Raw genomic sequence first — 23,084 nt, forward strand, 5'->3', positions numbered from 1 at the left:
CTCATCTTGAAATGCCGGCTGAATAAGGTGAGATTTTGATAGCGACCCGGTTAGCCGCTTCGTAAATTTTCAGCTTGGGGTCCTTCAGCAGCTCCCGCGCCCTCTCCATCCGTTTTCTTGTAACAAAATCGCTGTAAGCTTCGTTCGTTGCCTCTTTGAACACGTAACCCAAATAATTGGGCGAAAACCCGAACACTTTGGCAACATCCCGCAGCTGCAACGTCTTCTCCAGATGCTCCGCGACATATTGCTCGATCTCGCCGATCAGCTTGCGGCTCGGATTTTTTTTCTTCACATGCAGGTGCTCCGATACTTCGAACAATCGCCGCCGCAGCCACGACTTGATATCGTCAATCGTCTCAAATTCATAAAGGACATTCAAGCTGTTCAACTCGATGCTGAGCAAGTCGTACAAACTGGCATTTAGCGAGCGCAGAAAAAAATCGATTTTCGAAACGGCGTACAGCGCGAAGTTATAGACCGACAGCTTGTCCTTCAAGCTGTGCACCAACTCAAACAGCTGTTCCAGGCTATCGTGAATGCGGACCAGCTCATAATTCGCGGTAGCCGCAAACATGGCCGCCATGATTTGCTCAAGGTCGGACGTTGATTTGGCGATCTCGCCCTCCGCTTGCTCCAGTGTAATGACCCGGCATTTTCCCATGAACATTTTCGTTGCAAGCGCATCTCCGGCTTGGCGATAGGAGCTCGGCATATCATGAGGATCCGACACAAGCGAGCCTAATCCGACCGTTATCGTCATGCTCGAATGGTTTCGCACATAGTCGACCAAAGCCTGCATCGATCCAGCGGGGTCCGAAGCGGTGCCATTGACTGCGATAACGATCTTGTCATCTTCCGTCGTGCAATAAACTCCAAGCTGATGAGTTTGGATATAATCGCCAATCAAACGGAAAACGTGTTGAATCGCAAACGACTTCTGATCGCCCGAAAACTGCTTCAACTTCCATGCCCGGTCGTCGATTTCCACGATGGCGACGCAGCCTTGCCCGCCCCGCCAACGAATGCCGTGCGTTTCGTAAAAACGGTCCAGCCTCGAAAGGTCTATTGCTCCCTTTAGCCACTGATGCAGCATTTCATTCCGCAGCAGCGGGATCGACGCCTCGATTTGCGCTTCTTTCTTCAACCGTTCCTGTTCATAATCCAATTGCTCCTTAACGAGCTGCAAAGCGTTAAGCAGCTCCCGGTCGTCTACAGGCTTCAAAATATATGAGCTGGCGTTCATGGTAATCGCTTTTTGGGCATATTGGAACTCGTCATGTCCGCTTATAAAAATAATTTTCAACGGCGGAAGCAATCTTCTCGCCTGCTCGGCCAGCTCCAGCCCCGTCATAATAGGCATCTTGATATCGGTGATCAAAATATCGACGTGCCGTTCCTGCAAGACGTTCAAAGCGGAAAAACCGCTGTACGCCGTCCCGGCGATCTCCATATCCAGCTGTTCCCAAGGCACGAAGCGCCGCAATACTTCCAGATCCAACTGTTCGTCGTCCACCAACAGCACGTTATACATGACAATCATCCCTTAAAACGAATGTGGAGAGCATACGTTTAAGTATACTCTCCCGGCTCTATGGACGAATAGCTATTTGCCGTTAATTTTCCTCAGATTATCTTGCCACTTTTTCTGCACGAAATCGATAACTTTCTGGAAGCCGGCTTTTTTCATATCTTCGTTTGCTTTACTGAGCACCGCCAACGCTTCATCGTCGCTCTTTGCGTATATCATTTTGGCAAAAGCCTGATCAAAAATATCTTTCACCGCTTGCAGCGCAATTCCTTCTTCCGAATCGCCCTGCGGGTTGGTATTGGCGAAGGCGGTAATATCCATCGACGTCTTCCAGGCGACGTTCACCTGCTGTGTCGTTTGAAAATCGCGCTGGGCTTCGGGAAGCAGCTTTTCTCTGGCCACCTTGGCCAAGTCGACCCAAGTAGCATTGCCTGCCATCATATTGTCGGAAATATGCAGCTTGTCAAGCTCCGCTTTGTCCATCGTTTTATATTTGTCGTTCGGGATCGGAATCCCGTTCTCATCTTTTTTGTCCCAGAGGAAGCCCGGAGGCCCGAACCAGAGAACGGCTTGCCCCTCGTCGCTCGTCGCCCAATCCAGGAAGGCAAAAATGCGTTCCGGATCTTTCGCTTTCTTCGTAATGACGATTTTGCCGCCGCCTTCTCGCCCCGTATAATTGGGATAAATTTTGTTTTTGTCGAGGCCGTCCTTGTGTACGGGCCAAATAAACTCGTATCCGCTCTCGGGATCTTGGGCGCGGAGCTTGGAGTTCGGGACGCGGGCCCTGCTCGAAAGATTCGCTTCGAGCGCGACGGCCACTTTGCCTTGGCTCAGTTTTTCCACCATCTGATCGGTTTTCTGCGTAAAAACGTCCTGCGTCATCAGCTTGTCGCGGAACAGCCTGCTGGCGAATAATACGAATTCCTTAAACGCCGGATCTTCCGTAATCGGCTTCAGTACGCTCCCGTCCTGATAGAACATCCTGCTTACATAAAAAGGCGGGCTATTTTCTTTAAACGCCGAATACATCATTTTGATCGCATACGGATTGCCGACTTCGAGCGGAATGACATTCGGATATTTTTCCTTCACTTTACGCAAATAGCTTTCGAGATCGGAGAGCGTTTCCAGCTTCGGCGAACCCATCTCTTTATAGATTTTGCGGTTGATGGCATACCCGCCATTGCCGTTCAAGTGGTCCCCTCCGACGTACCAGTCCGGAACAAGGTACAGCTTGCCGTCGCTCGAACGGTTAATGTTGATGATTTGGTCGCCGGCCGATTTTTTCAGGTTCGGATACTTGTCGAGATACGGGTCCAGAGCGACCAATTGGCCTTCGCTGATCATCCGGTCCAGCTCGGGTCCTGTTCCCAAGGCGATAACGTCGGGCAGATCGCCGCTCGCATACATGGCGTTAAACTTTTGCTTGGCGTTGCCGTTCGTCGGAACATAATCGATAGTGACCTTTTTGTTTTCTTGCACCCATTTCGTCGTGACGGTTTCTCCCCAAGGCGCGGGCTGCCAATCGTCGTCAAAGTTGTAATAGGTGAACGCAAGCGGTTTATCCTTGTCCTGCGTTTGTGAAGAAGCTGCCTTCCCGTCGGCAGGCTTTTCCGCTTCTTTACCGCTCTGGCATCCGGCGACCAGTACGCCGAGCGTTAGAACGGCGGCCAGCGAACCGGCGAACCACGTTTTCTTTTTCATATGATGCTCTCCCCTTTCGCAATTGAGCCTGACGTTAAGCTGGCTGTGAGACGCCCTTCACTTTGCCAGCCGTAACTTCTCCAGCTTAACGCCCTATTATGTTAAAGCTTGTTAGGCATATAACATCGCCTGTTACTCCTTCAACGAGCCGACAAGTACTCCTTTGACGAAATATTTTTGCACAAAGGGATATACGAGTACGATCGGAATCGTTGCAACCATAGTGGTCGACATGACGACCGATTTATGCGTGACGCTCTGCAAACCGAGCAAAAACTCCTGTTTCGTTGCGCTTACCTGCGTGGACGACTCGAACGCCAGAATGGAACGAACGGTCTGGTTCAGAATGACTTGAATCGGCAGCAGCTTTGAATTGGTAATATAGATCGAAGCATCGAACCATGCGTTCCAGTGGCCTACTGCAGTGAAGAGCGATAAGGTCGCTATGACAGGACCGGATACCGGCACAACGATGCGGAAAAAGGTGCTAAGGTGATTGCAGCCATCGATTTTCGCCGATTCCTCCAAGCCGTCGGGAAGCCCTTGGAAGAACGTACGGAAAATAATCATATTCCATACGCTGATGATGCCGGGTACGATGAGCACCCAAAAGGTGTTCATCAAATGCAGCTGCTTGATCAGCAAATAGCTCGGAATGAGGCCGCCGCTAAAGTACATCGTGATCACACAGACGATCATATAAAACTTTTTGCCGATCAAGCCTCTTTTAGCCATCGCATAACCGAACATGGAAGTAAACAAAATCGATAGGAATGTGCCTGCAGCCGTTCTCGCAACGGTAATCCAGAAAGCATGAATCATCCTGTTGTCCTTGAACACGTACCGGTAGTTTTCCAGCGTAAATGCCCTCGGCCAAAAGGTGACGCCCCCCGCCGCCGTATCGTTCCCATCGTTAAACGAAATGACCAGAGAGTTCCAGAACGGGTACAGGGTTACGAAAGCAAGCACCAGCAAACAGGCGTAAATCGCAATATCGAGCACGTAATCTTCGGTCGTTCGCTTCACGGTGCCACCCCCTTCCTCTGCGTCTTTACCATAGGCTCGAGCTTCCCAGCCTTCTGGCGATCCAGTTAGCTATGACGAGCAGCCCCACGCTGACGATACCTTTGAAAAATCCGGCTGCCGTCGCATAGGAATAGCGGTAATTTTCGATGCCGACTCGATAAACGTAAGTATCGATAATTTCCGATACCGGCCGTAACGCAACGTTCATCCCTTGATTGGTCAGCAGCAATATTTCCTCGAATCCCGCATTCAAAATTTGACTTACCGACAAGATCAGGAAAATGACAATAACAGGCGTGATCGATGGCAGCGTAATGGAAAACAATTGCCGCAACCGGCCGGCGCCGTCGATCGCAGCCGACTCGTACATATGGGGATCGACTCCGGCGATAGCCGCCAAATATACGATCGCACCGAACCCGATCTCTTTCCATGTGCCTGTTGCGATCAATATCGTCCAGAAATATTCGGGAATCGACAACCAATTGACCGGTTCTTTCATCAAGCCGGTCGTTTGCAGCAGCATGTTCAGGCTTCCGTTATCAACGGACAGCATCGAGATGACGAAGCCCGATACGATGACCCACGATATAAAATGCGGCAAATAACTGATCGTCTGGACGATGCGCTTGAACGCCGCGTGCCTTACCTCGTTCAGCATTAACGCGAGAACGATCGGTGCGGGAAAAGCCACAAGCAGCTTAAGCAGGCTGATCACAACCGTGTTGCGCATAATGAGCCAAAATTCCGGGGCTTCGAAAAACATGCGGAAATGCTTGAGGCCGACCCACTTGCTCCCGAGAAAACCTTTCGCCGGGTTGTAGTCCTGAAAGGCCATCAGCACCCCCCACATCGGGATATAAGCGAAAATGACGATGAGGACGATGGCCGGAATCACCATGATCTGCAAGTCCCATTGCCTCAGAAAGCGTCTTCCCAACCAGTTCACCTCATCTTTCCATGTCGTAATGCTTGCCTTCATTCTAACTGCTCCCCGAATCGAAAAATACTTGCGCTATCAACGAAACTTTCACTGCATCAACTATGTTGCTTCTTCAAACCTTTTCCCTAGGCGTTAAGCCGGCTGTGAGACGCCCTGCCCTTTGCTCGCCGTTACTCCTCCAGCTTAACGCCTAGATCTAGACACTCCAAAGTTTGACTACAGCCGGTTTAAAGCCTTTGGAACAAGCCGTCACCGTTATTTCGCCGGGCGCCGAACGCGCTTGCAGCAGCACCGTGGCGATGCCGGCTTCCGCGTGCACCGGGTTTTCGCCAACAATGACAGCCGGGCCTTCAATGTCAAACACAACCTCATCGGTTGCGAAGGGCACGACGGTTCCATTCGCATCCTGAATTTCAGCGTAGGCAAAAACAAAGTCGGCGCCGTCCGCGGCAAGCTCTTTTCCGCTCTTGTCGATGCGGATGGAAAGCACCTTGGGCTCAAGAGGGGTCTTCACGACGCAAACCGCCGCTTCCTTGCCGCCGATGCGCCCGACGGCCCTGAGCTCCCCCGGCGCATACGGCACATCGGTAAATGTAAACGGGGCCCGCTCCAAATTACGGCAATTCCCCCCGTCATGCGGGAACACCTTTATATGGCCGGCATCTGTTTTCGCCGGAATACCGGCGGCCTTTCCCTTATGCTGCTCCTCGTCCGTTAGCCAATAATCCACTTCGTAGCCTGTAATGCGCTCGCCGTATTCCGTGTCCGGACCTTGGTCGGGTTTTCGCACGCCAACCGATTTCCCCTCGACAAACAGCTCGACTTCGTCGCAGTTGGCATATACGACAACCTTTGCCGGCGAGGCGCGTTTCGTCCAATAATTCGCAATGTACACCATCGGTCCGCTGTCCACGTTTTCATGAAAAATATTCGGCTTTCTCTGACTCTGATAAAAATAATAAACGAATTTGGGCAGCCGAAACGTATTCAGCGCCCCGCATTCCGACAACCGGGGATAACAGCCGCGGTTATGGTCGATGCCGACCCAGGAGGCGTCGCCGAGCGACCACCGGTTGCCGCGGTTCCGGTTCAGCGACCATTGATAATTCCAGGCTTGCAGCAGCAGCTTCTGCTCCCCGGCGCCGCGCGGCACCCGGCTTGTGCTCTCATGACCGCCGAATTCGTAGTCTCCGTATTCCCTGTCAAAGCCCCCTTTAGCGGGAAGAACGTCCTCGAGAGGGCGCGATAAAGCTTCTTCATTCCATAACGTATAGGGTACATCAAAGTTGACATAGGAAGCATTTTGCCGCCCGATCGTATCTCCCGATGTAAACATCTGATCCCCCGGGTATTCTTCATGGGCAATCAAGTGGCATTCACGGAAAAAATCGTCCGTCGCTCCTCTCCTCCCGGAATACGTTTCGTTCAAACTGACCTCCCACATGATGACGCATGGATGGTTCCGGTCGCGGCGGATCATATCGCGAATATTTTGCCGGACAAGCTCCTGAAACTCTCCTTCCTCGCAATGCTGCCAGCCGGGCGTCGGTTCCGCGACCATCAATCCGAGCTCGTCGCAAGCGTCGAGGAAAGCTGGCGCCTGCGGGTAATGTCCGAGCCGGACGAAGTTAAACCCGCCCTCTTTCAGCTTCTTCGCGTCGCGATAGTGAGCGTTGTTCGAAGCTGCGTTGCCGAGATAAGGAAACTGCTGGTGGCGGTTCGTTCCGCGGATGATCAGCCTTTCGCCGTTGATCGTAAAGCCGTCCGCTTTGCTGAACGATATCGTGCGGATGCCGATGCTAGTATAAACTTCATCGGCCGGTTGGCCGTCGGCGACGATGATCGTTTGCAAAGTGTACAAATACGGGTTGTCCGGGTTCCAAAGTTGCGGGTGCGCCAGTGCCAACGATAGGGCGAACGTCCGGTCTTCGCCTGCGCGCAACGTTTCGGCAGAGCTTTCATTGGAAGCGACAAGCCGGCGCTGTTTGTCGAGAAGCGATGTCACGACTTTGACTTCCTTTGCGGCATCGTACTCATTGAGCACATGAGTCCGAACCGCGATCGTTGCCGATGCTTTCGAAACGTCGGTATACCGGACGAAGATACCCCCTCCCGCCGGCTTTCCTTCGTATACGGCGTCCGTGATATGAAGCTTGTCCGTTATATGGAGGTGCACGTTGCGGTAAAGCCCGCCGAAATAGGAATAATCCAGGCTTTCCAGCGGCTTGCCGGGCGGTATGGCTCCGTTGTTGCGGTTGTCGAGCCGGATTGCGATCACGTTTTCCGCTCCGAATTCAACCTCGTCGGTGATATCGATCGTAAACGGCAAATAGCCGCCTTTATGATTCCGCTTGAATTTGCCGTTGATCCATACGTCAGATTCCTGCATGGCAGCTTCGAATTCCATAAAGAGCTTCTTTCCCGCGTTTGCTTCATCGACGACAAAAGTTTTACGGTACCAGCATATCCCTTGAAAATGAATGTCAACATGAAGCGGTTCGATTTTCGGAGTATGAGGCAAGATCACCGTTTCCCAGCCGTCGTCGGAAATACGCCGCCGTTCGGCTTCCTGCACGTCCTCGCGAATAAACTTCCAACCCTTGTTAAAATTTATAGTTTCTCTGCCGCGATTCAAATGCTTCATCGTCTCACCCCTAAAAGCATTTTATTTTGTTCGGGGCTTTATAACTACTGCATTCATCAACGAAACCTGCATTCTAGCAACGATCTTCTCTATTTCACTTCCTTTGGCCCGATTGCACTCAGTCTTTTATTTTTCGAACATTTCCTCTTGCCATATTCATGAGCTCATTACCTGCTTTCCTTATGCCATCCAGCAATTCGAGCAATTTACCGTTTACAGGAAATACACTTGCAGGCAAAACCGTGAAGGCAACACAGTTCCGTCAATTTCGCGTCAAGAACGGCAAAATTGCCGAACAACACGGCTGCATCGATATGGCGACGATGTGGCGCCAAATTCGCGGCAATTATTGGCCGCCATGCGGTAAGACGCCAAAGCTGTCACCCCTTCGTCGTGCAAAATGCAAACAACCGACCTTAACGGATCGGTTGTTTGCAATATGACATCGCCACTAAGTTCCTCAGTAGACAGCTCCCCCTTCTATCATTAATACTAAGTTGCATTCGGCGCCCCTTCCATTTTAGCAAGTGCAGATGAATTGAATCCTTTGACGATGAGCCATATCGCTAAAATCATTTCGTTTGCTGCAACCGGCAAACTTAACATGGCCCCCCAAGCAGAAATTTGACGAATGACATCGAACATTTCCAATATGGCTGCAAGAAAAACAAGTGCCGATCCTGTCATACCCAAGACGGGGATAAACCTGGGGACGAGCTTGGATTTGTAAAATATATAACTGTACATCATCGTGTTGATGCCCAACATGAAATTGGGACCAAGCAAAAATGTCCAATCATGCAATGCTCTTAAAACTGTACCCGAAGCTTGAAACGAGGCGGTATCCGGAGCTGCAGCTGCGACAAATTCCCGGCTTAAGGTCAATAGAGACAGTACACTGATTACACCAATAGTAATAATAATGGCTTCAAGAAACCTGAAACAAACATGCCAAAGTGCTATTGTTTCATCGTATTTTCTTAAAATCGGAAACATTGTAGTCGCAGTACCAACCGCTGAGACGACAAGAATCAACTCCATAAGCGCTCCCAGTATCACCTGACTGCCATGTTCAGCCCCTTTAACCAGGTAATCCGGACCATTCAGGATAGGATCGTATAAAATAAGACCTATTATCGACGTCACCGCCGCAAGTATAAACAGGACCCCTACAAGTAATGCACTCTTTTTGTGAGCAATCATCTGACTGCCTCCTCTATTGAATGATTCGACTAACTTCCTGCTTGCAATTCTTCATGTTCTTCCTCGTAAGTGAAGACGTCCTCCACCTGCAGTTTGAAAACGCGCGCAATGCGAAAAGCCAACTCCAAAGAAGGCGAATATTTGCCCTTTTCAATCGCAACGACGGTTTGCCTTGTCACACCTACCAGGTCGGCGAGCTGTTGCTGGGTCATCTCGTTATGGTTAAAACGTAAGATTCGAATGTTATTGCTGATGTGACTTTTGGCCATCTTAAACTCCTTTCCGGTAAAGATAGAGCCGCCAGCTGATGCCGGCTACATCGGCTATGAATCCGGAAACAAACATAATGATGAACATGGAGGAAAGCGCCATTTGAAAAACCAGGGAGCCCATCGCAAGCAGAAATCCGAGTATGAACACGAAATAAGAGATTCTCATCGCTTTCAATTCGATAATCTTGTCGAGCTCGTCGGCAAAGGAAGGCGCCACTTCCTTTGTCACGATTCTGTTGATGATAATGAATATGATCTCAATGAGGAGTCTGGCGACCATCGATACAGGGATGAGAATGAGGATCGCTGCTCCCCAGAAACGGAAAAGCTCCATCCCTTGCGGATTCATATCGATGTACCGCAAGACGACATTCCAGCTGTAGACGCCAAATACCACGATCGCGCTGAGCGGCGATACAATATTTTTCTTCTCTTGATAGGACACCGAACATCTCCTCCGCTTATTTTCCTTTAATTAGCATGTAAAGTTTTCTATACATAATATATAATTTGAAATACATTGTGTCAAATATTTTTTACATCATGCTTGTTTGGCCCCAGCCCCCGTTCGGAACTTACACCCTAAAGATGACGCCCATGCTGGGCGTACTAGCAAAAACGCCACCGCTATCATGCGGTGACGTTTCTTGACCCCTAGCGTCCGCTTCGACGGCCTTCCCCCTCGTTAAAACGAGCTTGCGAGGAATTGTGTTATAATTTAATCAATATCAGCGTTTTTGCCAGAAGGGGATATCAAGCCATGCGGAAAGGTGAACAAACAAAACTCCGAATCATAGAGAAATCCGCTGTTCTGTTTAACGAAAAAGGTTACACCGGTACGACGATGCAGGATATTATAGAAGCGACCGGCTTGACGAAAGGGGCCGTCTATCGCAGCTTTGCCAGCAAGGATGAAATCGCCATCGAGGCTTTCCAATATGCCGGACAAGTGCTATGGCAACATTTCTCGGCGGCTGTCGAACATCACAATACCGCGACCGGCAAGATCCTGGCCATGTGCGACGTATATCGGGATACCGTCCATAACCCCCCCATCCAAGGGGGATGTCCCTTCTTAAATACGGCGGTGGAAAGCGACCACTCTTTCCCCGTGCTGAAAGACCATGCTCTGGGGGCTTACACCAACATGTTGGGGTACATCGAATCCCTGCTGGTTCAAGGCGTGAACAATGGAGAGTTTCAAGCGGACATGAATACGGAATCCGTCGCTTCTTTTATATTTTCCTCCATAGAAGGAGGAATTATGGCCAGCAGGCTTACGCAGGATAACCGTCATGTTGCATACGCCATGCAACATATCGAACGGTTGCTCTCGACCTACAAAGCCCAGTAAAAGCCGGTTTTCAGCGACCATCTTCAGTCGACTCGTCTGCCTTCAACTTTCGACGCAGGAAGCAACCCGGCTTTTGCGGTTCCAGTCATGATTCCTCCTTGCACGGTTACTTCGAACTTCAAATTCAAACGCATCGGCTTCTTTACGCGCTGCGTCCACGTCAAGCGTGTACCATCCCAAGCCGGGCTTTCAAATTCAACAACTTCGTCGCCTTGCGTTGCCGTGCCGCGGATGCGCCCGTCATTCGACGAGATGCGAAGCAAGACGGGCATCTTGCCGATCGGAGTTGCGATCGTCGTTTGCCAGCAGCCGTCGAGGACGTGAATTGGCTGCCGCTCAGCTTCCGTCACCGGATCTGGCAACGTACCGTCTGTCACATCCGGACTCGTCATAAAGCGGGTCGGCACCATGCCTTGCGGGCGCCACACCGTACCCCGCCGCTCGTACTCGAATAAATGCTCGACGGCGTTGGCGATCTGAGGTCCGAGCTCGCGCTCAACCAAATACAGAGCCACGTCGAGTCCCGACGTCACCCCGCCTCCGCTGACTAGCCGTGGTCCATCTTCGACTACTCTTGCTGCAATCGGAATGGCCCCGGTCGCTCCCAACGCAGCCATGCCGAGATGGTTCGTGACGGCGTGTCTTCCCTCCAACAAACCTCCCATGGCGAGCAGCAGCGAGCCGCCGCATACTGTCGCCACGGTGACGTCCTTGTTTTCGAAAGCTCGCTTCATCAATGGCGTCAGTTCCGTCTCCATCGCCAACCTTAAAATGTACGGAACCGCATCTTCCGACTCCCCTTCCGGCTTGCCCGAAGCTCCCGGCACAAGAATGATACCCGGTCGGCTCGGGTCCAGTACGGTTTCCGCTTCGATGGCGGGTCCATTCATGCCGCTCGGCACCGAGCGTTTCCCTTCCGCCGAGACCAGTTCCACTGTCATTTCTCCTCCGGAATACAACGCCGCGGCAGCAAACACTTCGTACGGCGCTATCGCATCCATCAGATCAAATCCATTGAATAAGACGACTTGAACGTGCATCGGCACAAATCCCCTTTCGGTGCTTGGACTAAGCTTTCTTATACACAATTCGGATGACAAGCTCGGCCAGGAAAATCAACAGTACGATCGATCCGTATACGGCGATCTTGTAACTATCCGTGTAAGCTAAGCCGAAACCGCCATGGAACAGCGAAGTCAGAAGATGAATCGCGAGATTCGTGAAGACAAAAGCATAACTCCTCGTCATCCATTTGCGATGCGAAAGCACCTGTTTTTTCTTGATTTTCACTATTGCGACGATTGTAAAGGCCGCCCATATTATATTCAGCAGGTTAAACGCCATGCTGCTGGCTTTGCCTCCGGTCGCATACGGCGCCATATAGCCGGACGTGACGACGACGATCAACACGCACATAAGATACAAGTAACCTATCATTCGATGGAGCTTGGGATACTTCATCCGAATCCAAGCCGAGAAGTTTGCGGCCCCCGCGACCATGCTCAAACAGGCAAATACGACATGAATGCGCATCACCGTCAGCCAAGCATCTACATGCAATGTTCGTTTTAAATCAGTTTTGAGATGTAAAAATTCGGCCGCTTGCGGATCCTGAACGAAGTTGTGGTACAAGACGTATACAATAAAGATCATTACAACGGAAACCATGAGGAGATAAGCTTTTTTCGTGCGAACCATACTGCCATCCTTTCTTTCCCAAATTTTCGGACCGGACCGTCCGGTCTCTTTTTAAGATTACAATAAGATCGTTCGGATTACATCCATGGAATTGTTACGTTTTTCGTACAACTAGGCGTTAATTCAGTCCTAATGTTTGGTGAACACGCTTCTTGTAAAAATCAAAAGTCCAACCTCGCGGTCGGACTTTTGATTTATGGGACCCCTGACCCCGGGAACCGGCACCGGTCTTCCCGTGTTGCTTCCGCAGTATCTGCATCCGACTCCGCATAGTTTTTGCCGGCTTCCAAAATCAGTAATGCAGAGCACTCATAAAATGCGCTTCCCCAGCAAGGAAGCGATCAGTCCAACTGCGAGCCGAGCAGTACGCCGGCTTGCATCCTGTAGCGAGTTGACTTCCACAACGTCTATGGAAGTAATGCGGCCCGATTCCGCAAGCAGTTCACAGGCAAAATGCGCTTCGCGATAAGTCAGCCCGCCTGCCACAGGCATGCCGACTCCCGGCGCTTCGAGAGGATCAAGGCAATCGGCATCGAAGCTGACGTGAATACCGTCCGTTCCGTTCCCGGCAATTTGCATCGCCTTTTCGATCACCTTCTGGATGCCCAACCGATCGATATCGTGCATTGTAAAGCACGTAATGCCTTCGGAACGGATCAGCTCTTTCTCAGCCGGCTCCACATCGCGAACGCCAATGATGACGACGTTATTCTTCTTTATCGGCGTGCCGTTATGTGCAACATCACTCAGTTTCAAGCATGTTTTGCCTAATGCTGCTGCCAGCGACATCTCGTTGTAATGACCTGTCGGACTTGTTAATTCGGTGTTTAAACCGGCATGTGCATCAAAATAAATGACGCCCAAGTTAGCGAATTGAGTTGTGAGCCCTGCGAGGACTCCGATGGTTACGCTATGATCGCCGCCCAGTACAAGCGGCATCGTGCGGCTCAGAACCGCTTGCGATACCTGCTTCGCGACTTGCCTGCTCATTTCTATCACTTCAGGCATATGTTTCGCCGGACCATCGCTTGAACGAGCGGCAGAAGGCGGCGGGCATTTCACCCTAGATTCGCCGGCAAGTTCGTAGTCTGTCTTGCGAATTTGCCTAATCAGATCGGCCTGAATCATGCTTTCCGGCCCTTCTTCCGCACCCGGACGTCCCGCTCCAAGGCCGAAGGGCACCAGAATGAGGCTGAGCTGTTTGTTGGCAGACATTATGATCACCCGTTTTCCTGTTCGATTGGCCTAAAGCACTTGTTTTATACGTTCGAGCGCCCAGTCTAGCTGCTCCTTGGCAATCGTGAGCGGAGGCGCAAATCGGATCGTCGTTTCGTGCGTTTCTTTGCACAAAATGCCAAGCTCCTTTAATTTCTCGCAACACGGACGCGCTTTCTCGCGTAATTGGGCGCCGATGAACAAACCTCGGCCTCTCACTTCATGAATACGCGGGCTCTCCATTTGACGCAACTGCTCGATAAAGTACTTCCCAAGCTCCAAAGAGCGCTCAACCAACCCTTCTTCCTTCAACACATCCAGAGCCGCAATCGCCACCGCGCAGCCTAGCGGATTTCCGCCAAAGGTCGACCCATGCGAACCGGGGTCAAACAATCCGAGAATGTCCTCATCGGCCGCGACTGCCGAGATCGGGAATACGCCGCCGCCAAGCGCTTTGCCCATAATATATACGTCCGGCTTCACCGCTTCCCAATCGCAAGCGAAAAGCTTGCCCGTACGGCCAAATCCGGTCTGAATCTCATCCGCAACGAACAGTACGTTATTTTCCCTGCATAGCCGGTAGGCTTCAAATAAAAAACCTTCCCGCGGAATGACAATTCCCGCTTCGCCTTGGATCGGTTCGACAAGAAAAGCGGCAGTATTGGCGGTAATCGCTTTCTTCAATGCCTCCAGGTCTCCGTATGGAATGATCTTGAAGCCCGGGGTAAACGGACCAAAGCCTTCTCTATATTCTTCCGAAGATGAAAAGGATGTCACCGTTATCGTCCGTCCGTGAAAATTGCCTTCGCAGACGATGATTTCCGCTCGATCCGCCGGCACTTGTTTGACCCGATAAGCCCAGCGTCTTACGGCTTTGAGTGCCGTTTCTACCGCTTCGGCCCCCGTATTCATCGGCAATATCATGCTTTTCCCTGTTAAATCGGACAGTTTTTCATAAAACTCGCCGAGCTTATCGTTATGAAACGCTCGCGAAGTCAATGTTACTTTATCCGCTTGATCCTTGAGAGCTTGAATGATTTTCGGATGCCTGTGTCCGTGATTGAGCGCCGAATAAGCGCTTAACATATCCATGTAGCGGTTGCCTTCCGGATCTTCGACCCACACGCCTTCCGCCTGCGATATGACGATTGGCAGCGGATGATAGTTATGCGCGCCGAATTTTTCCGTTTGTTCAATAATGCTGCTGGTTTTACTCATCCTTCATTCTCCTTTGGCTATAAAATCCGTTCTCCGAATACAGATCCAATCAGTTCAACGGCTATCTTCGCTGTTTTATTGTGCTGATCCATCATGGGGTTCACTTCGACAAACTCGGCCGAAACGAGACAGTCGCGCTCATACAGCATCTCCATGGCCAAGTGACTTTCCCGGTACGACATGCCGCCGGATACCGGCGTTCCTACGCCCGGAGCTTCACCGGGATCCATACCGTCGAGATCGAGACTGAGGTGAACGCCGTCGGTTCCGTTCGTTACGATCTCCAGCGCCTCTTCCATGACCTGCTTCATCCCGTTCCGGTCAATATCGTGCATCGTAAATACACGAATGCCTTTTTCTTTGAGAAACTTTCTTTCGCCCGGATCAATCGATCTGGCGCCGATAATGGCGACATTCTCGGGCCTGATTGTTTTCTCGGCGCCTCCGATGGAAGTTAGCTCATGATGGCCGTACCCAAGAGCTACCGCCAAGGACATGCCGTGAATATTGCCTGTGAACGTGGTTTCGTCCGTATTCACATCCGTATGCGCGTCAAACCAAATGACGCCAAGCTTGTTCACATGCTGCAGAACTCCTTTGATCGTGCCGATCGCAATGCTATGATCGCCGCCAAGCACGAGCGGGAATTGACCTTTATCCATTTCATCGGCAACAACTTGGCACAACTGGCTGTTGACGTTTTTGATTTCCTTGAGATGCTTCAGTTTTTCCCCTGCTGCACAAGCTTCAATCGTTCTATTTACATGGATATCGCCTAAATCCCTAATGTGATAACCAAGAGCTTCCAATCTAGTCTGAACATGAGAGCTTCTTATCGCACTCGGACCCATGTCCACGCCTGTGCGGTCTGCTCCATACTGCAGCGGGACGCCGATTAAAGAAATCTTGTTGTTTTTAACCGCTTTCATCAGACGCACCTCTTCCTGTCTCCCGTAGTACTTTCATTGTAGCATAGCGATTTTTATCAAAAAAAATTGAATAATCCAATCATTACGATTGAAAACCTTTATGAACGCATCCCCGGTATAACAAAAATCCCCCCTTGGAATATACCGTTTAGAACGGTCATTCCTCGGGGGGACTGCCTTACATTTCGGTCCAAATTCGTTTCACAATCTCGGCGAACGTATGAATATTTTTCTCTTCCAATCGTTTCTTCAAAATGACCATCGACGTTTCTATTTTGCCGGGAAATCGGTGAATTTCGGCGAGCGAACCTTTTCTTAGCTCTTCCTCGACGAGGGCAGAACCTAGCAAAGCAATCCCGGTATGATACAAAACTGTTCGTTTAATCGTTTCATCGGTTACGCACTCGATATAATTGTGCGGGGTAATGCCGTACTCTTCCAGGCATTCATTAACAAGACGTTGAATGTTGGACCCCGATTTATAAGTAATGAACGGATAATTTTCCATCAATATTTTCGTATCATACTTCTCATAAAGCTCCCTGGTCGTCACGAGCACGAGATCCTCCCTGCCGAGAGGAAGAGATTCCATAATCGGAGAGTTGCACGGTCCGGCGATGATGGCGAGATCGGCTTCATTCGCGGCGACCTTTTTCATCGCGTCGTTGCTGTCGCAAGAAAACAATTGCAGCTTCACCTGCGGATTTTGGGAAATATACGAATGGATGATGAGCGACAAATATTGGGTGCAATAAAATTCGGGCGCTGCCACAGTGAGCAATCCATGGGGATTGTCCAGCTTTCGCAGTTCTTGTTCCATTTCTTCAAGCAGAGCAAACGTCCGGTCGATATACTGCTTGACCAGTTTGCCGGACGGGGTTAAAAAAGTTTTCTTGCCAACGCGATGGAACAACGTGACACCCAGCTCGCTTTCCAGCGATTGCAACTGGAACGTAATCGTCGGCTGCGTATAGCCCAGTTGATCGGCGGCTCGGGTTAAATTCAGACAATCCGCAACAACCTGAAAGGTTTTGTATTTTCTGAAATCCATATCGCCTTCGCCCCTCTCATGTAAGGGATCGACCTATCTTCCGCTCTGTCACTTCAAACCAAAACCTTGCCCCTCGATAAATGTACGCAGATGTGCGCGCCTTGGTGCGCTTAGATACTCCGCCATTTTCGGCGTCCAGCCGCCTGTGATCCGGCCGCTGCTTCTGCGGCTGTAGTAATCGGCCATCGTCGCATCGTAGGCCTCGAGTCCCTCCATGATGCGGCCTGCATCGTACGTTTCCTCGTGCACGACAACGCGCTGCGGCAGTCTCGGTTTTTGCCAAGGCTGCTCGGCCGGATATCCCAAGCAGATGCCCATGATCGGAATCGTATAAGCCGGCAGCTTCAACAGCGCTGCGACCCCTTCCGGGTTATTTCGGATGCCGCCGATCATCACGCCGCCAAGTCCGAACGACCTGGCAGCCAGCAATAAATTTTCCGCGGCAAGCGCCGTATCGACCGCTCCGACCAGCACGTTCTCGACTTCGTCAACTTTGAAAGAAGTGCCGTGCAGCTCGCTAATCAATTTCAGCCGATAAAAGTCCGCACACATCACCACAAAACGGGACAACGAGCGACGTACTTCTGGCTATCGCCTTCCTCGGCGCAAAGCCGGGCAAGCTGCCGTTTCGTCTCGTCGTTCTTCACGACGACTATGCTGTAAGCCTGCAGGTTATGGGAGCTAGGGGCCCATTGCGCGGACTCGAACAGCGTCTTCAGAATGTCATCGGAGATTGGTTCATCCGTATATGTTCGGATCGATCGATGGCTCTGCAGCAATTCGATTACTTGATTCGACATGCCCTTATCCTCCGAAACGAATGGAATCTACTGCTCCATATCTTCGTTTTGAAGCGCGTCCTCAATCCATCTGCCCATCGCCGCTGTCCGCTCTTTCGCGTTCTGAATCGCTTTCATGACCCGCTTCGTGCCCGTGCCGCCATGGACGTCACGCGCATCGACCACCGTGCGGATATCGATCGCCTCGAACACGTCAGTTCCGAACAGCTCGCTATGCGCCACATATTCATCGAGAGTCAGACCGTTCAAGAACTTCCCTTGTTCTATACAATAGAGTACCAGCTTGCCGATCACTTCATGTGCCTGCCGGAACGGCAGCCCTTTGCGCACCAAGTAATCCGCCAAGTCCGTCGCGTTGGAGAAGTCCTCTTTCACCGTCTGCGCCAGATGCTCCCGGCGAATGACCATCGTCCGGATCATTCCTCCGAGCAAAACCACAGAGCCCTTCAGCGTATCGACGGCATCGAACATGCCTTCCTTGTCTTCCTGCAAATCTTTGTTATACGTAAGCGGCAGCCCTTTCAAAATCGTCAGCAAGCCGAACAAGTCGCCGTAAACGCGGCCCGTCTTGCCCCGCAGCAGCTCCGCCACATCCGGATTTTTTTTCTGCGGCATGATCGAAGAGCCCGTACTATACCCGTCATCCAGTTCCACGAAGCCGAATTCTTGCGACGACCACAAAATCAATTCCTCGCAGAAACGGGAAATGTGCATCATCGTGATCGATGCCGCGCTCAGAAATTCGAGAATGAAATCGCGATCGCTCACCGCGTCCATTGAATTCTCGTAAATCCGCGCGAAGCCCAGCTCTCTTGCGACAAGCTCGCGGTCGATCGGGAACGTCGTCCCTGCCATCGCCCCGGCTCCAAGCGGCAAAATGTCGATGCGCTTCAGAACGTCTTGCAGCCGCTCTATGTCGCGGGAGAACATGCCGAAATAAGCAAGCATGTGATGCGCAAATAACACCGGCTGCGCGCGCTGCATATGGGTGTAACCCGGAATAATGACATCGATATTGGCATCTGCGATTTCGATGAGAATCTGCTGAAGTTCTACAAGCAGCGCGATAATTTGCTTCGTTTCACGACGCAAGTACAAATGCATGTCCGTCGCGACTTGATCGTTGCGCGAACGTCCCGTGTGCAGCTTGCCGCCAACCGGACCGATCCGCTCGATCAGATGTTTTTCGATGTTCATATGCACGTCTTCGTTCTCAACCAGGAACGGGAATCGTTCCGCTTTCACGTCGGCAAGAATAGATCGGAGTCCTTCCGCGATCCGGTCCGCATCTTGCTGCGGGATAATGCCGCAAGCGCCCAGCATCTTCACGTGTGCCAAGGAGCCGCGAATATCATCGACGGCCAGCCGTTGATCGAAGCCGATCGACGCCGTGAACGACTCCACGAGCTTATCCGTTTGTTTGGTAAAGCGCCCACCCCATAATTTCATCCGTTTCCGCTCCTCTTTGTTCGCCAAAACTCCGCCATTTCGCTCCCCGTGCAAAACCAGACGCCGCCCATCGTCGTCATATGGGACAGCAAATTTTCGAGCAAGGCGATGCGCCCCGGGGTGCCGATTGTTTGCGGGTCGAACTGCATCACATAATGCAAGCCAAACTTATAATAGCCTTTGAATTCTTCTTTCCAAATGTTCAGCACTTGCGTATAGTTGGCAATCCGTCCTTGGCCCGAAGGAAAAGCCGGACTGTAGTTGAAAGCAAAGTAAGGAAAATCGTTTAACTCCCAATGAATCGGTATTTCTACCAGATCGGTAAGCTGTCCGTCGATTTGCGTCATGTAGGGTCTGTCGTCGCCGAACATGGAACTGGAATATTCGAATCCGAAATCCCGCAACAGCCTCAGCGTCTCTCGGGTCAATTCGCCTTCGGGCGCGCGAAAACCCGCCGGACGAACGCCGCATACGTCTTCCAACGCGCGAATGCCGCGTTCGATCGCTTCGCGCTGCTCCTCTGCCGGCAGCTTGGCAAAATGCTCATGCGCGTACCCATGATGGGCGATCTCGTGTCCGCGTCTTGCGACCTCCCGCACTTTTTCCGGATATGCTTCAGCCGTGCGCCCGGGAACGAAAAACGTCGCTTTAACGCCGAAACGGTCGAATGCGTCGAGCATCCGATCAAGCCCCCGGTCCATTCCGTATTGCCCCATGGATAACGTCTTCGGACGATTGATGCTGTCGGGAGCCAAGCTCAGCCAAAAAAATTCGGCATCCAGATTAACCGTAATCATCGCCGCGCAATTCGCTTGATTCGGCCAGTTCATTGGTGAATTTACCGCCATCTGCGAACCTCCTCGTCCTAGTAATGCTGACTCCACCATTCGGCAATTTGCTCGCCCGTAGCAACCAGACGTCCGGATAGCTCTTCATGTGCTGAATCAGTTTGTCCAGCATGACAATTCTCCCCGGTTTGCCGATAATTTGCGGATGCATCATCAGCACGTAGCAGAGTCCATAGCGGTAATACCCGTCGAACTCTTGCTTGAAATTATCCAGAACGTGTTCGTGACTGGATATCCGGTCTTGACCGGCAGGCTCGGCCGGGAACAGATTGTACCCGAATTGCACGTAATCGTCCAATTCCCACCGGGTCGGCACTTCGATGAATCCGGTAGGCTCGCCGTCGATCATCGTCCGGTACGGACGGTCATCGCCCCGCATCGAGCTGGAATACAGAAACCCTTTTTCCTTCAGCAACTTCGGCGTTTCGACCGACCAGTCGCCGGACGGGGTACGGAAACCGCGTGCTTCCTTGCCGATGAGACGTCTGAAAATCTCCTGGCTCTTATCGATTATCTCTACCTGTTCGTCATACGTCTTATCGAAAAACCTTTCGTGAAAATAACCGTGGTTGCCGATCTCGTGATGCTTCTCCGCAATGGCGACAAACATGTCCGGGTATTGTTCGGCAACCCAGCTCGGCACGAAAAACGTACCCGGCAAATCGTATTGATCCAGCAGCTCGAGAATGCGGGGGACGGACCGGAGAGGGCCGTACTGGCCTAACGTAATCGTTCTCGCAAACTCCGAACCGCCTTCATAATGCTTGTTTCCGTTGACCCAGACCGTCTCCGCGTCGACGTCAAAGCTAAGCATAACGGCGCAGCGCGCGCCGTTCGGCCATTTGATTTTCGTTTCGTTCACGCTCCGCACCTGCCCCGTTAAATCATTTTGTTAAGGAACTGCCTGGCCCGTTCCGTCTTCGGCTGCTCGAAAAATTGTTCCGGTTTGGCATCCTCTACCAGTTTCCCTTGGTCGATAAAGCAAATACGATCCGCTACTTCGCGTGCGAACGCCATTTCATGCGTCACGAGCACCATCGTAATGCCGGTGTGCGCGAGCGACTTGATGACCTGCAGAACCTCCTTAACAAGCTCGGGGTCGAGCGCGGAAGTCGGCTCGTCGAACAGCATCACTTCCGGCTCCATGGCCAGTGCACGCGCGATCGCCACACGCTGCTTCTGGCCTCCGGATAGACTTGACGGGTAAGCATCGACCTTTTCCTGAAGCCCTACTCTCTTCAGCAGCTCGATCGATTTTGCTTCCGCTTCGGCTTTGGACAACCCTCTCACCTTGATCGGCGCATAGGTCATGTTTTGCAAAATCGTCATATGCGGGAACAGGTTGAAATGCTGAAACACCATGCCGACATTACGGCGAATATCCGAAATTTTGGTTTTCGGATCCGTAATATCTTTTCCGTTGATATAAACGGTGCCCTTGGTCGGCGTCTCCAGTAAATTCATGCACCGCAGCAGCGTCGATTTCCCCGACCCGGAAGGTCCGATGATCGCGACGACGTCGCCTTTGGCGATCTCCAGCGAAATATCGCGAAGGACTTCGGTTTTTCCGAAACTTTTCGAAACATGCTCCACTTTAATCACTTCGGCGAACCCTCCTTTCAAGCCGTCTTGCGAACGTCGTCAACACCATGACGATCACGTAATAAATAACGGCTGCCAATATCAACGGTTCAAAAGCCAAGTACGTATTGCTTTGGATCACTTGCGCCCGGCGCAGTACGTCGACGACTCCGATCGTCGAGACGAGCGTCGAATCTTTCAAGAGGGCGATGCTCTCGTTCACGAGTGCGGGAAGAATATGCTTCAGCGCCTGCGGCAGCACGATGTCGAACATCATGCCGCGCTTGCTTATACCTAGCGACATGGCGGCTTCGCGCTGTCCCTTGTCGACGGCGAGAATGCCACCGCGGATTACTTCCGAAATGTACGCCGCCGAGTTCAGGCCGAACGTAATGACCGCGGCTTGCAACGCCGGGATGCTATAACCCGTAAGCTCGGGCGTGGCGAAATAAACAAGATACAGTTGCACTAGCAGCGGCGTGCCGCGAAAAATAGACGTGTAACCGATCCCGAACCAGGCTAACGGCTTGAATTTGGAAATTTTGATGAGCGCAAGGCCGATCCCCCAAAGAAAACCCGCGATTGCGGACAACAGCGTGAACTCCAACGTGACGAGAATCCCGTTCAAAAGAAACGGAATATCCCCCGATATTTGTCCGAAGTCCATAGACGATAGGCACCCCCCGGCATTTTTCGTTAAATTGCAAATGCGGGATGAAATATCCCGCATTTGTTGGATTTAGTGCGTTATTACTGCGCGAATTGATCGCCAAGCCATTTCTTGACCAGCTCTTTCATTTGTCCGTTTTCTTGCATTTTTTTCAGCTCATTGTTGAACGGTTCCACCCACTTCGAGCCTTTCGGGAACGCGATCGCGAACGAATCTTCCGTGGGAGGCAGCAAGCTCATTTCCAGTTCCGGATTTTTCTTCAGGAATTCATGCGCTTCCGAGCCGTCGATCATGGCTGCGTCGCCGCGCTTGCTCTTCACTTCTTGAATGACGGCCGTGCTGCCGTCGATCGCGACGACGTTCGCGCCCTTGATCGTTTTCGCGTCTTTCTCGTATGTCGTGCCGAACGGAACGATGATTTTCTTGCCTTCGAGGTCGTTCATCGTTTTGTAATTTGCGCCTTTCAGGTAGACGATCGCATTGCGGGGCTTGAAGTAGTCAATGGAGAAATCGACGTTCTTCTTCCGCTCTTCCGTCGGCGACATGCCCGAGATGGCGAAATCGGCACGGCCGTCCTTCAGAGAACCGACGACGCTGGCGAACGGCATATCGGTAATCGTAAATTCAAAGCCCAAGTTTTTGGCGATTTGCTTAATAATATCGATATCAAGTCCGGAAAATTGTTTCGCTCCGCTCGATGTATCGACGAATTCAAACGGAGGGAATGTCGCGTTGGTTGCCATGACCAGTTTGGCGGTCGGCTTGGCCGTTCCGCCGGCAGGAGGAGTCGCTGCCGCAGGCGCGGATGAACCGCTTGGCGCCTTGCTGGTTCCGCAAGCCGCCAGCAGTACCGTCGAAAGGATTGCCACGGCCATCCCGGTAAATCTAATCTTTTTAAACATTAATCTTGCACCCCGCTCAATTAGTTTAGTAAAAATAACATTTTAC

Annotated in this window: 24 protein-coding genes; 2 read left to right on the forward strand and 22 right to left on the reverse strand. The window is 51.5% G+C overall.

The genetic code is table 11. The features are described 5' to 3' along the window. Position 1: 1 nt before the first annotated feature. The 5 genes from SD70_RS22580 to SD70_RS22600 form a co-directional block, all read right to left on the reverse strand. Positions 2-1,534: a response regulator gene (locus SD70_RS22580; RefSeq protein WP_052487772.1), complete on the reverse strand. Its 1,533-nt coding sequence runs from the start codon at positions 1,532-1,534 to the stop codon at positions 2-4. A 72-nt stretch (positions 1,535-1,606) separates the two neighbouring features. Beyond that, positions 1,607-3,235, reverse strand: a complete 1,629-nt coding sequence (locus SD70_RS22585; protein ID WP_041049924.1) for an extracellular solute-binding protein — start codon at positions 3,233-3,235, stop codon at positions 1,607-1,609. Between the two features lie 132 nt (positions 3,236-3,367). Further along, entirely contained in the window at positions 3,368-4,261 is an 894-nt protein-coding gene (locus SD70_RS22590) for a carbohydrate ABC transporter permease (protein WP_052487773.1), read from the reverse strand. 25 nt (positions 4,262-4,286) lie between these two features. Then, entirely contained in the window at positions 4,287-5,243 is a 957-nt protein-coding gene (locus SD70_RS22595) for an ABC transporter permease (protein ID WP_041049926.1), read from the reverse strand. A gap of 157 nt (positions 5,244-5,400) precedes the next feature. Continuing rightward, positions 5,401-7,848: a glycoside hydrolase family 2 protein gene (locus tag SD70_RS22600; protein ID WP_052487774.1), complete on the reverse strand. Its 2,448-nt coding sequence runs from the start codon at positions 7,846-7,848 to the stop codon at positions 5,401-5,403. 182 nt (positions 7,849-8,030) lie between these two features. On the opposite strand from SD70_RS22600, the gene SD70_RS36270 reads away from it, so the two are divergent. Continuing rightward, a complete protein-coding gene (locus tag SD70_RS36270) occupies positions 8,031-8,291 on the forward strand; it encodes an ester cyclase (protein WP_231571420.1) in 261 nt (86 codons plus the stop codon). 49 nt (positions 8,292-8,340) lie between these two features. Here the strand turns inward: SD70_RS36270 and SD70_RS22605 are convergent, their stop codons facing one another. Genes SD70_RS22605 through SD70_RS22615 form a run of 3 tightly spaced genes read right to left on the reverse strand, consistent with a single transcriptional unit; the run spans position 8,341 to position 9,768 of the window. Beyond that, positions 8,341-9,051 carry a DUF4386 domain-containing protein gene (locus SD70_RS22605; protein WP_041049928.1) on the reverse strand — a complete coding sequence of 237 codons (711 nt, stop codon included), beginning with the start codon at positions 9,049-9,051 and terminating at the stop codon, positions 8,341-8,343. Between the two features lie 29 nt (positions 9,052-9,080). Beyond that, a complete protein-coding gene (locus SD70_RS22610; protein ID WP_041049930.1) occupies positions 9,081-9,320 on the reverse strand; it encodes a helix-turn-helix transcriptional regulator in 240 nt (79 codons plus the stop codon). A gap of 1 nt (position 9,321) precedes the next feature. Beyond that, positions 9,322-9,768 (reverse strand): hypothetical protein, encoded by a 447-nt coding sequence (locus SD70_RS22615; RefSeq protein WP_041049932.1) that lies wholly within the window; start codon positions 9,766-9,768, stop codon positions 9,322-9,324. A 315-nt stretch (positions 9,769-10,083) separates the two neighbouring features. On the opposite strand from SD70_RS22615, the gene SD70_RS22620 reads away from it, so the two are divergent. Continuing rightward, complete coding sequence (locus SD70_RS22620) at positions 10,084-10,677, forward strand: TetR/AcrR family transcriptional regulator (RefSeq protein WP_041049934.1); 594 nt, start codon at positions 10,084-10,086, stop codon at positions 10,675-10,677. Between the two features lie 23 nt (positions 10,678-10,700). Here the strand turns inward: SD70_RS22620 and SD70_RS22625 are convergent, their stop codons facing one another. The 14 genes from SD70_RS22625 to SD70_RS22685 all read right to left on the reverse strand — a co-directional run bounded on the left by SD70_RS22625 (position 10,701) and on the right by SD70_RS22685 (position 23,038). Further along, on the reverse strand, positions 10,701-11,717 hold the full coding sequence (locus tag SD70_RS22625) for a DJ-1/PfpI family protein (RefSeq protein ID WP_041049936.1): 1,017 nt from the start codon (positions 11,715-11,717) through the stop codon (positions 10,701-10,703). A 28-nt stretch (positions 11,718-11,745) separates the two neighbouring features. After that, complete coding sequence (locus tag SD70_RS22630; protein WP_041049938.1) at positions 11,746-12,375, reverse strand: DUF2306 domain-containing protein; 630 nt, start codon at positions 12,373-12,375, stop codon at positions 11,746-11,748. A gap of 309 nt (positions 12,376-12,684) precedes the next feature. Next, positions 12,685-13,590 (reverse strand): arginase, encoded by a 906-nt coding sequence (gene rocF, locus SD70_RS22635; RefSeq protein ID WP_041049940.1) that lies wholly within the window; start codon positions 13,588-13,590, stop codon positions 12,685-12,687. Between the two features lie 30 nt (positions 13,591-13,620). Further along, positions 13,621-14,808, reverse strand: a complete 1,188-nt coding sequence (locus tag SD70_RS22640; RefSeq protein ID WP_041049942.1) for an ornithine--oxo-acid transaminase — start codon at positions 14,806-14,808, stop codon at positions 13,621-13,623. Positions 14,809-14,825: 17 nt separating this feature from the next. Further along, a complete protein-coding gene (rocF, locus tag SD70_RS22645) occupies positions 14,826-15,737 on the reverse strand; it encodes an arginase (RefSeq protein ID WP_041049944.1) in 912 nt (303 codons plus the stop codon). Between the two features lie 178 nt (positions 15,738-15,915). Further along, positions 15,916-16,788, reverse strand: a complete 873-nt coding sequence (locus tag SD70_RS22650; protein WP_041049946.1) for a LysR family transcriptional regulator — start codon at positions 16,786-16,788, stop codon at positions 15,916-15,918. Between the two features lie 48 nt (positions 16,789-16,836). Further along, the gene (locus SD70_RS22655; protein ID WP_269432512.1) at positions 16,837-17,358 is read right to left on the reverse strand and encodes a nitroreductase family protein; all 522 of its coding nucleotides are present in this window, start codon (positions 17,356-17,358) and stop codon (positions 16,837-16,839) included. After that, a complete protein-coding gene (locus SD70_RS39395; RefSeq protein ID WP_269432513.1) occupies positions 17,340-17,588 on the reverse strand; it encodes a nitroreductase family protein in 249 nt (82 codons plus the stop codon). Before SD70_RS39395 ends, SD70_RS22655 begins: the two co-directional genes overlap by 19 nt. A 27-nt stretch (positions 17,589-17,615) precedes the next feature. Continuing rightward, entirely contained in the window at positions 17,616-19,037 is a 1,422-nt protein-coding gene (gene argH / locus SD70_RS22660; RefSeq protein WP_041049948.1) for an argininosuccinate lyase, read from the reverse strand. Then, positions 19,034-19,885 carry a polysaccharide deacetylase family protein gene (locus SD70_RS22665; protein ID WP_041049953.1) on the reverse strand — a complete coding sequence of 284 codons (852 nt, stop codon included), beginning with the start codon at positions 19,883-19,885 and terminating at the stop codon, positions 19,034-19,036. Before SD70_RS22665 ends, argH begins: the two co-directional genes overlap by 4 nt. Next, positions 19,821-20,747, reverse strand: a complete 927-nt coding sequence (locus SD70_RS22670) for a polysaccharide deacetylase family protein (protein WP_197081117.1) — start codon at positions 20,745-20,747, stop codon at positions 19,821-19,823. The genes SD70_RS22665 and SD70_RS22670 overlap by 65 nt, the downstream gene beginning before the upstream one ends. 17 nt (positions 20,748-20,764) lie before the next feature. Further along, a complete protein-coding gene (locus tag SD70_RS22675) occupies positions 20,765-21,487 on the reverse strand; it encodes an amino acid ABC transporter ATP-binding protein (protein WP_041049955.1) in 723 nt (240 codons plus the stop codon). After that, the gene (locus SD70_RS22680) at positions 21,480-22,133 is read right to left on the reverse strand and encodes an amino acid ABC transporter permease (RefSeq protein WP_041049957.1); all 654 of its coding nucleotides are present in this window, start codon (positions 22,131-22,133) and stop codon (positions 21,480-21,482) included. The genes SD70_RS22675 and SD70_RS22680 overlap by 8 nt, the downstream gene beginning before the upstream one ends. Before the next feature lie 83 nt (positions 22,134-22,216). Then, positions 22,217-23,038, reverse strand: a complete 822-nt coding sequence (locus SD70_RS22685) for a transporter substrate-binding domain-containing protein (RefSeq protein WP_041049959.1) — start codon at positions 23,036-23,038, stop codon at positions 22,217-22,219. Positions 23,039-23,084 lie beyond the last annotated feature (46 nt).

This window comes from Gordoniibacillus kamchatkensis (assembly GCF_000829455.1).
Lineage (GTDB): Bacteria > Bacillota > Bacilli > Paenibacillales > NBRC-103111 > Gordoniibacillus > Gordoniibacillus kamchatkensis.

Bases quoted from the DNA above. Each gene is read 5' to 3' on its own strand.
- SD70_RS22580 (WP_052487772.1), bottom strand. From the start codon at position 1,534: ATGTATAACGTGCTGTTGGTGGACGACGAACAGTTGGATCTGGAAGTA.
- SD70_RS22605 (WP_041049928.1), bottom strand. From the start codon at position 9,051: ATGATTGCTCACAAAAAGAGTGCATTACTTGTAGGGGTCCTGTTTATA.
- SD70_RS22610 (WP_041049930.1), bottom strand. From the start codon at position 9,320: ATGGCCAAAAGTCACATCAGCAATAACATTCGAATCTTACGTTTTAAC.
- SD70_RS22625 (WP_041049936.1), bottom strand. From the start codon at position 11,717: ATGCACGTTCAAGTCGTCTTATTCAATGGATTTGATCTGATGGATGCG.
- SD70_RS22600 (WP_052487774.1), bottom strand. From the start codon at position 7,848: ATGAAGCATTTGAATCGCGGCAGAGAAACTATAAATTTTAACAAGGGT.
- SD70_RS36270 (WP_231571420.1), top strand. From the start codon at position 8,031: ATGCCATCCAGCAATTCGAGCAATTTACCGTTTACAGGAAATACACTT.
- rocF (WP_041049944.1), bottom strand. From the start codon at position 15,737: ATGAAAGCGGTTAAAAACAACAAGATTTCTTTAATCGGCGTCCCGCTG.
- SD70_RS22685 (WP_041049959.1), bottom strand. From the start codon at position 23,038: ATGTTTAAAAAGATTAGATTTACCGGGATGGCCGTGGCAATCCTTTCG.
- SD70_RS22650 (WP_041049946.1), bottom strand. From the start codon at position 16,788: ATGGATTTCAGAAAATACAAAACCTTTCAGGTTGTTGCGGATTGTCTG.
- SD70_RS22630 (WP_041049938.1), bottom strand. From the start codon at position 12,375: ATGGTTCGCACGAAAAAAGCTTATCTCCTCATGGTTTCCGTTGTAATG.
- SD70_RS22595 (WP_041049926.1), bottom strand. From the start codon at position 5,243: ATGAAGGCAAGCATTACGACATGGAAAGATGAGGTGAACTGGTTGGGA.
- rocF (WP_041049940.1), bottom strand. From the start codon at position 13,590: ATGTCTGCCAACAAACAGCTCAGCCTCATTCTGGTGCCCTTCGGCCTT.
- SD70_RS39395 (WP_269432513.1), bottom strand. From the start codon at position 17,588: ATGTCGAATCAAGTAATCGAATTGCTGCAGAGCCATCGATCGATCCGA.
- SD70_RS22585 (WP_041049924.1), bottom strand. From the start codon at position 3,235: ATGAAAAAGAAAACGTGGTTCGCCGGTTCGCTGGCCGCCGTTCTAACG.
- SD70_RS22620 (WP_041049934.1), top strand. From the start codon at position 10,084: ATGCGGAAAGGTGAACAAACAAAACTCCGAATCATAGAGAAATCCGCT.
- argH (WP_041049948.1), bottom strand. From the start codon at position 19,037: ATGAAATTATGGGGTGGGCGCTTTACCAAACAAACGGATAAGCTCGTG.
- SD70_RS22640 (WP_041049942.1), bottom strand. From the start codon at position 14,808: ATGAGTAAAACCAGCAGCATTATTGAACAAACGGAAAAATTCGGCGCG.
- SD70_RS22680 (WP_041049957.1), bottom strand. From the start codon at position 22,133: ATGGACTTCGGACAAATATCGGGGGATATTCCGTTTCTTTTGAACGGG.
- SD70_RS22665 (WP_041049953.1), bottom strand. From the start codon at position 19,885: ATGGCGGTAAATTCACCAATGAACTGGCCGAATCAAGCGAATTGCGCG.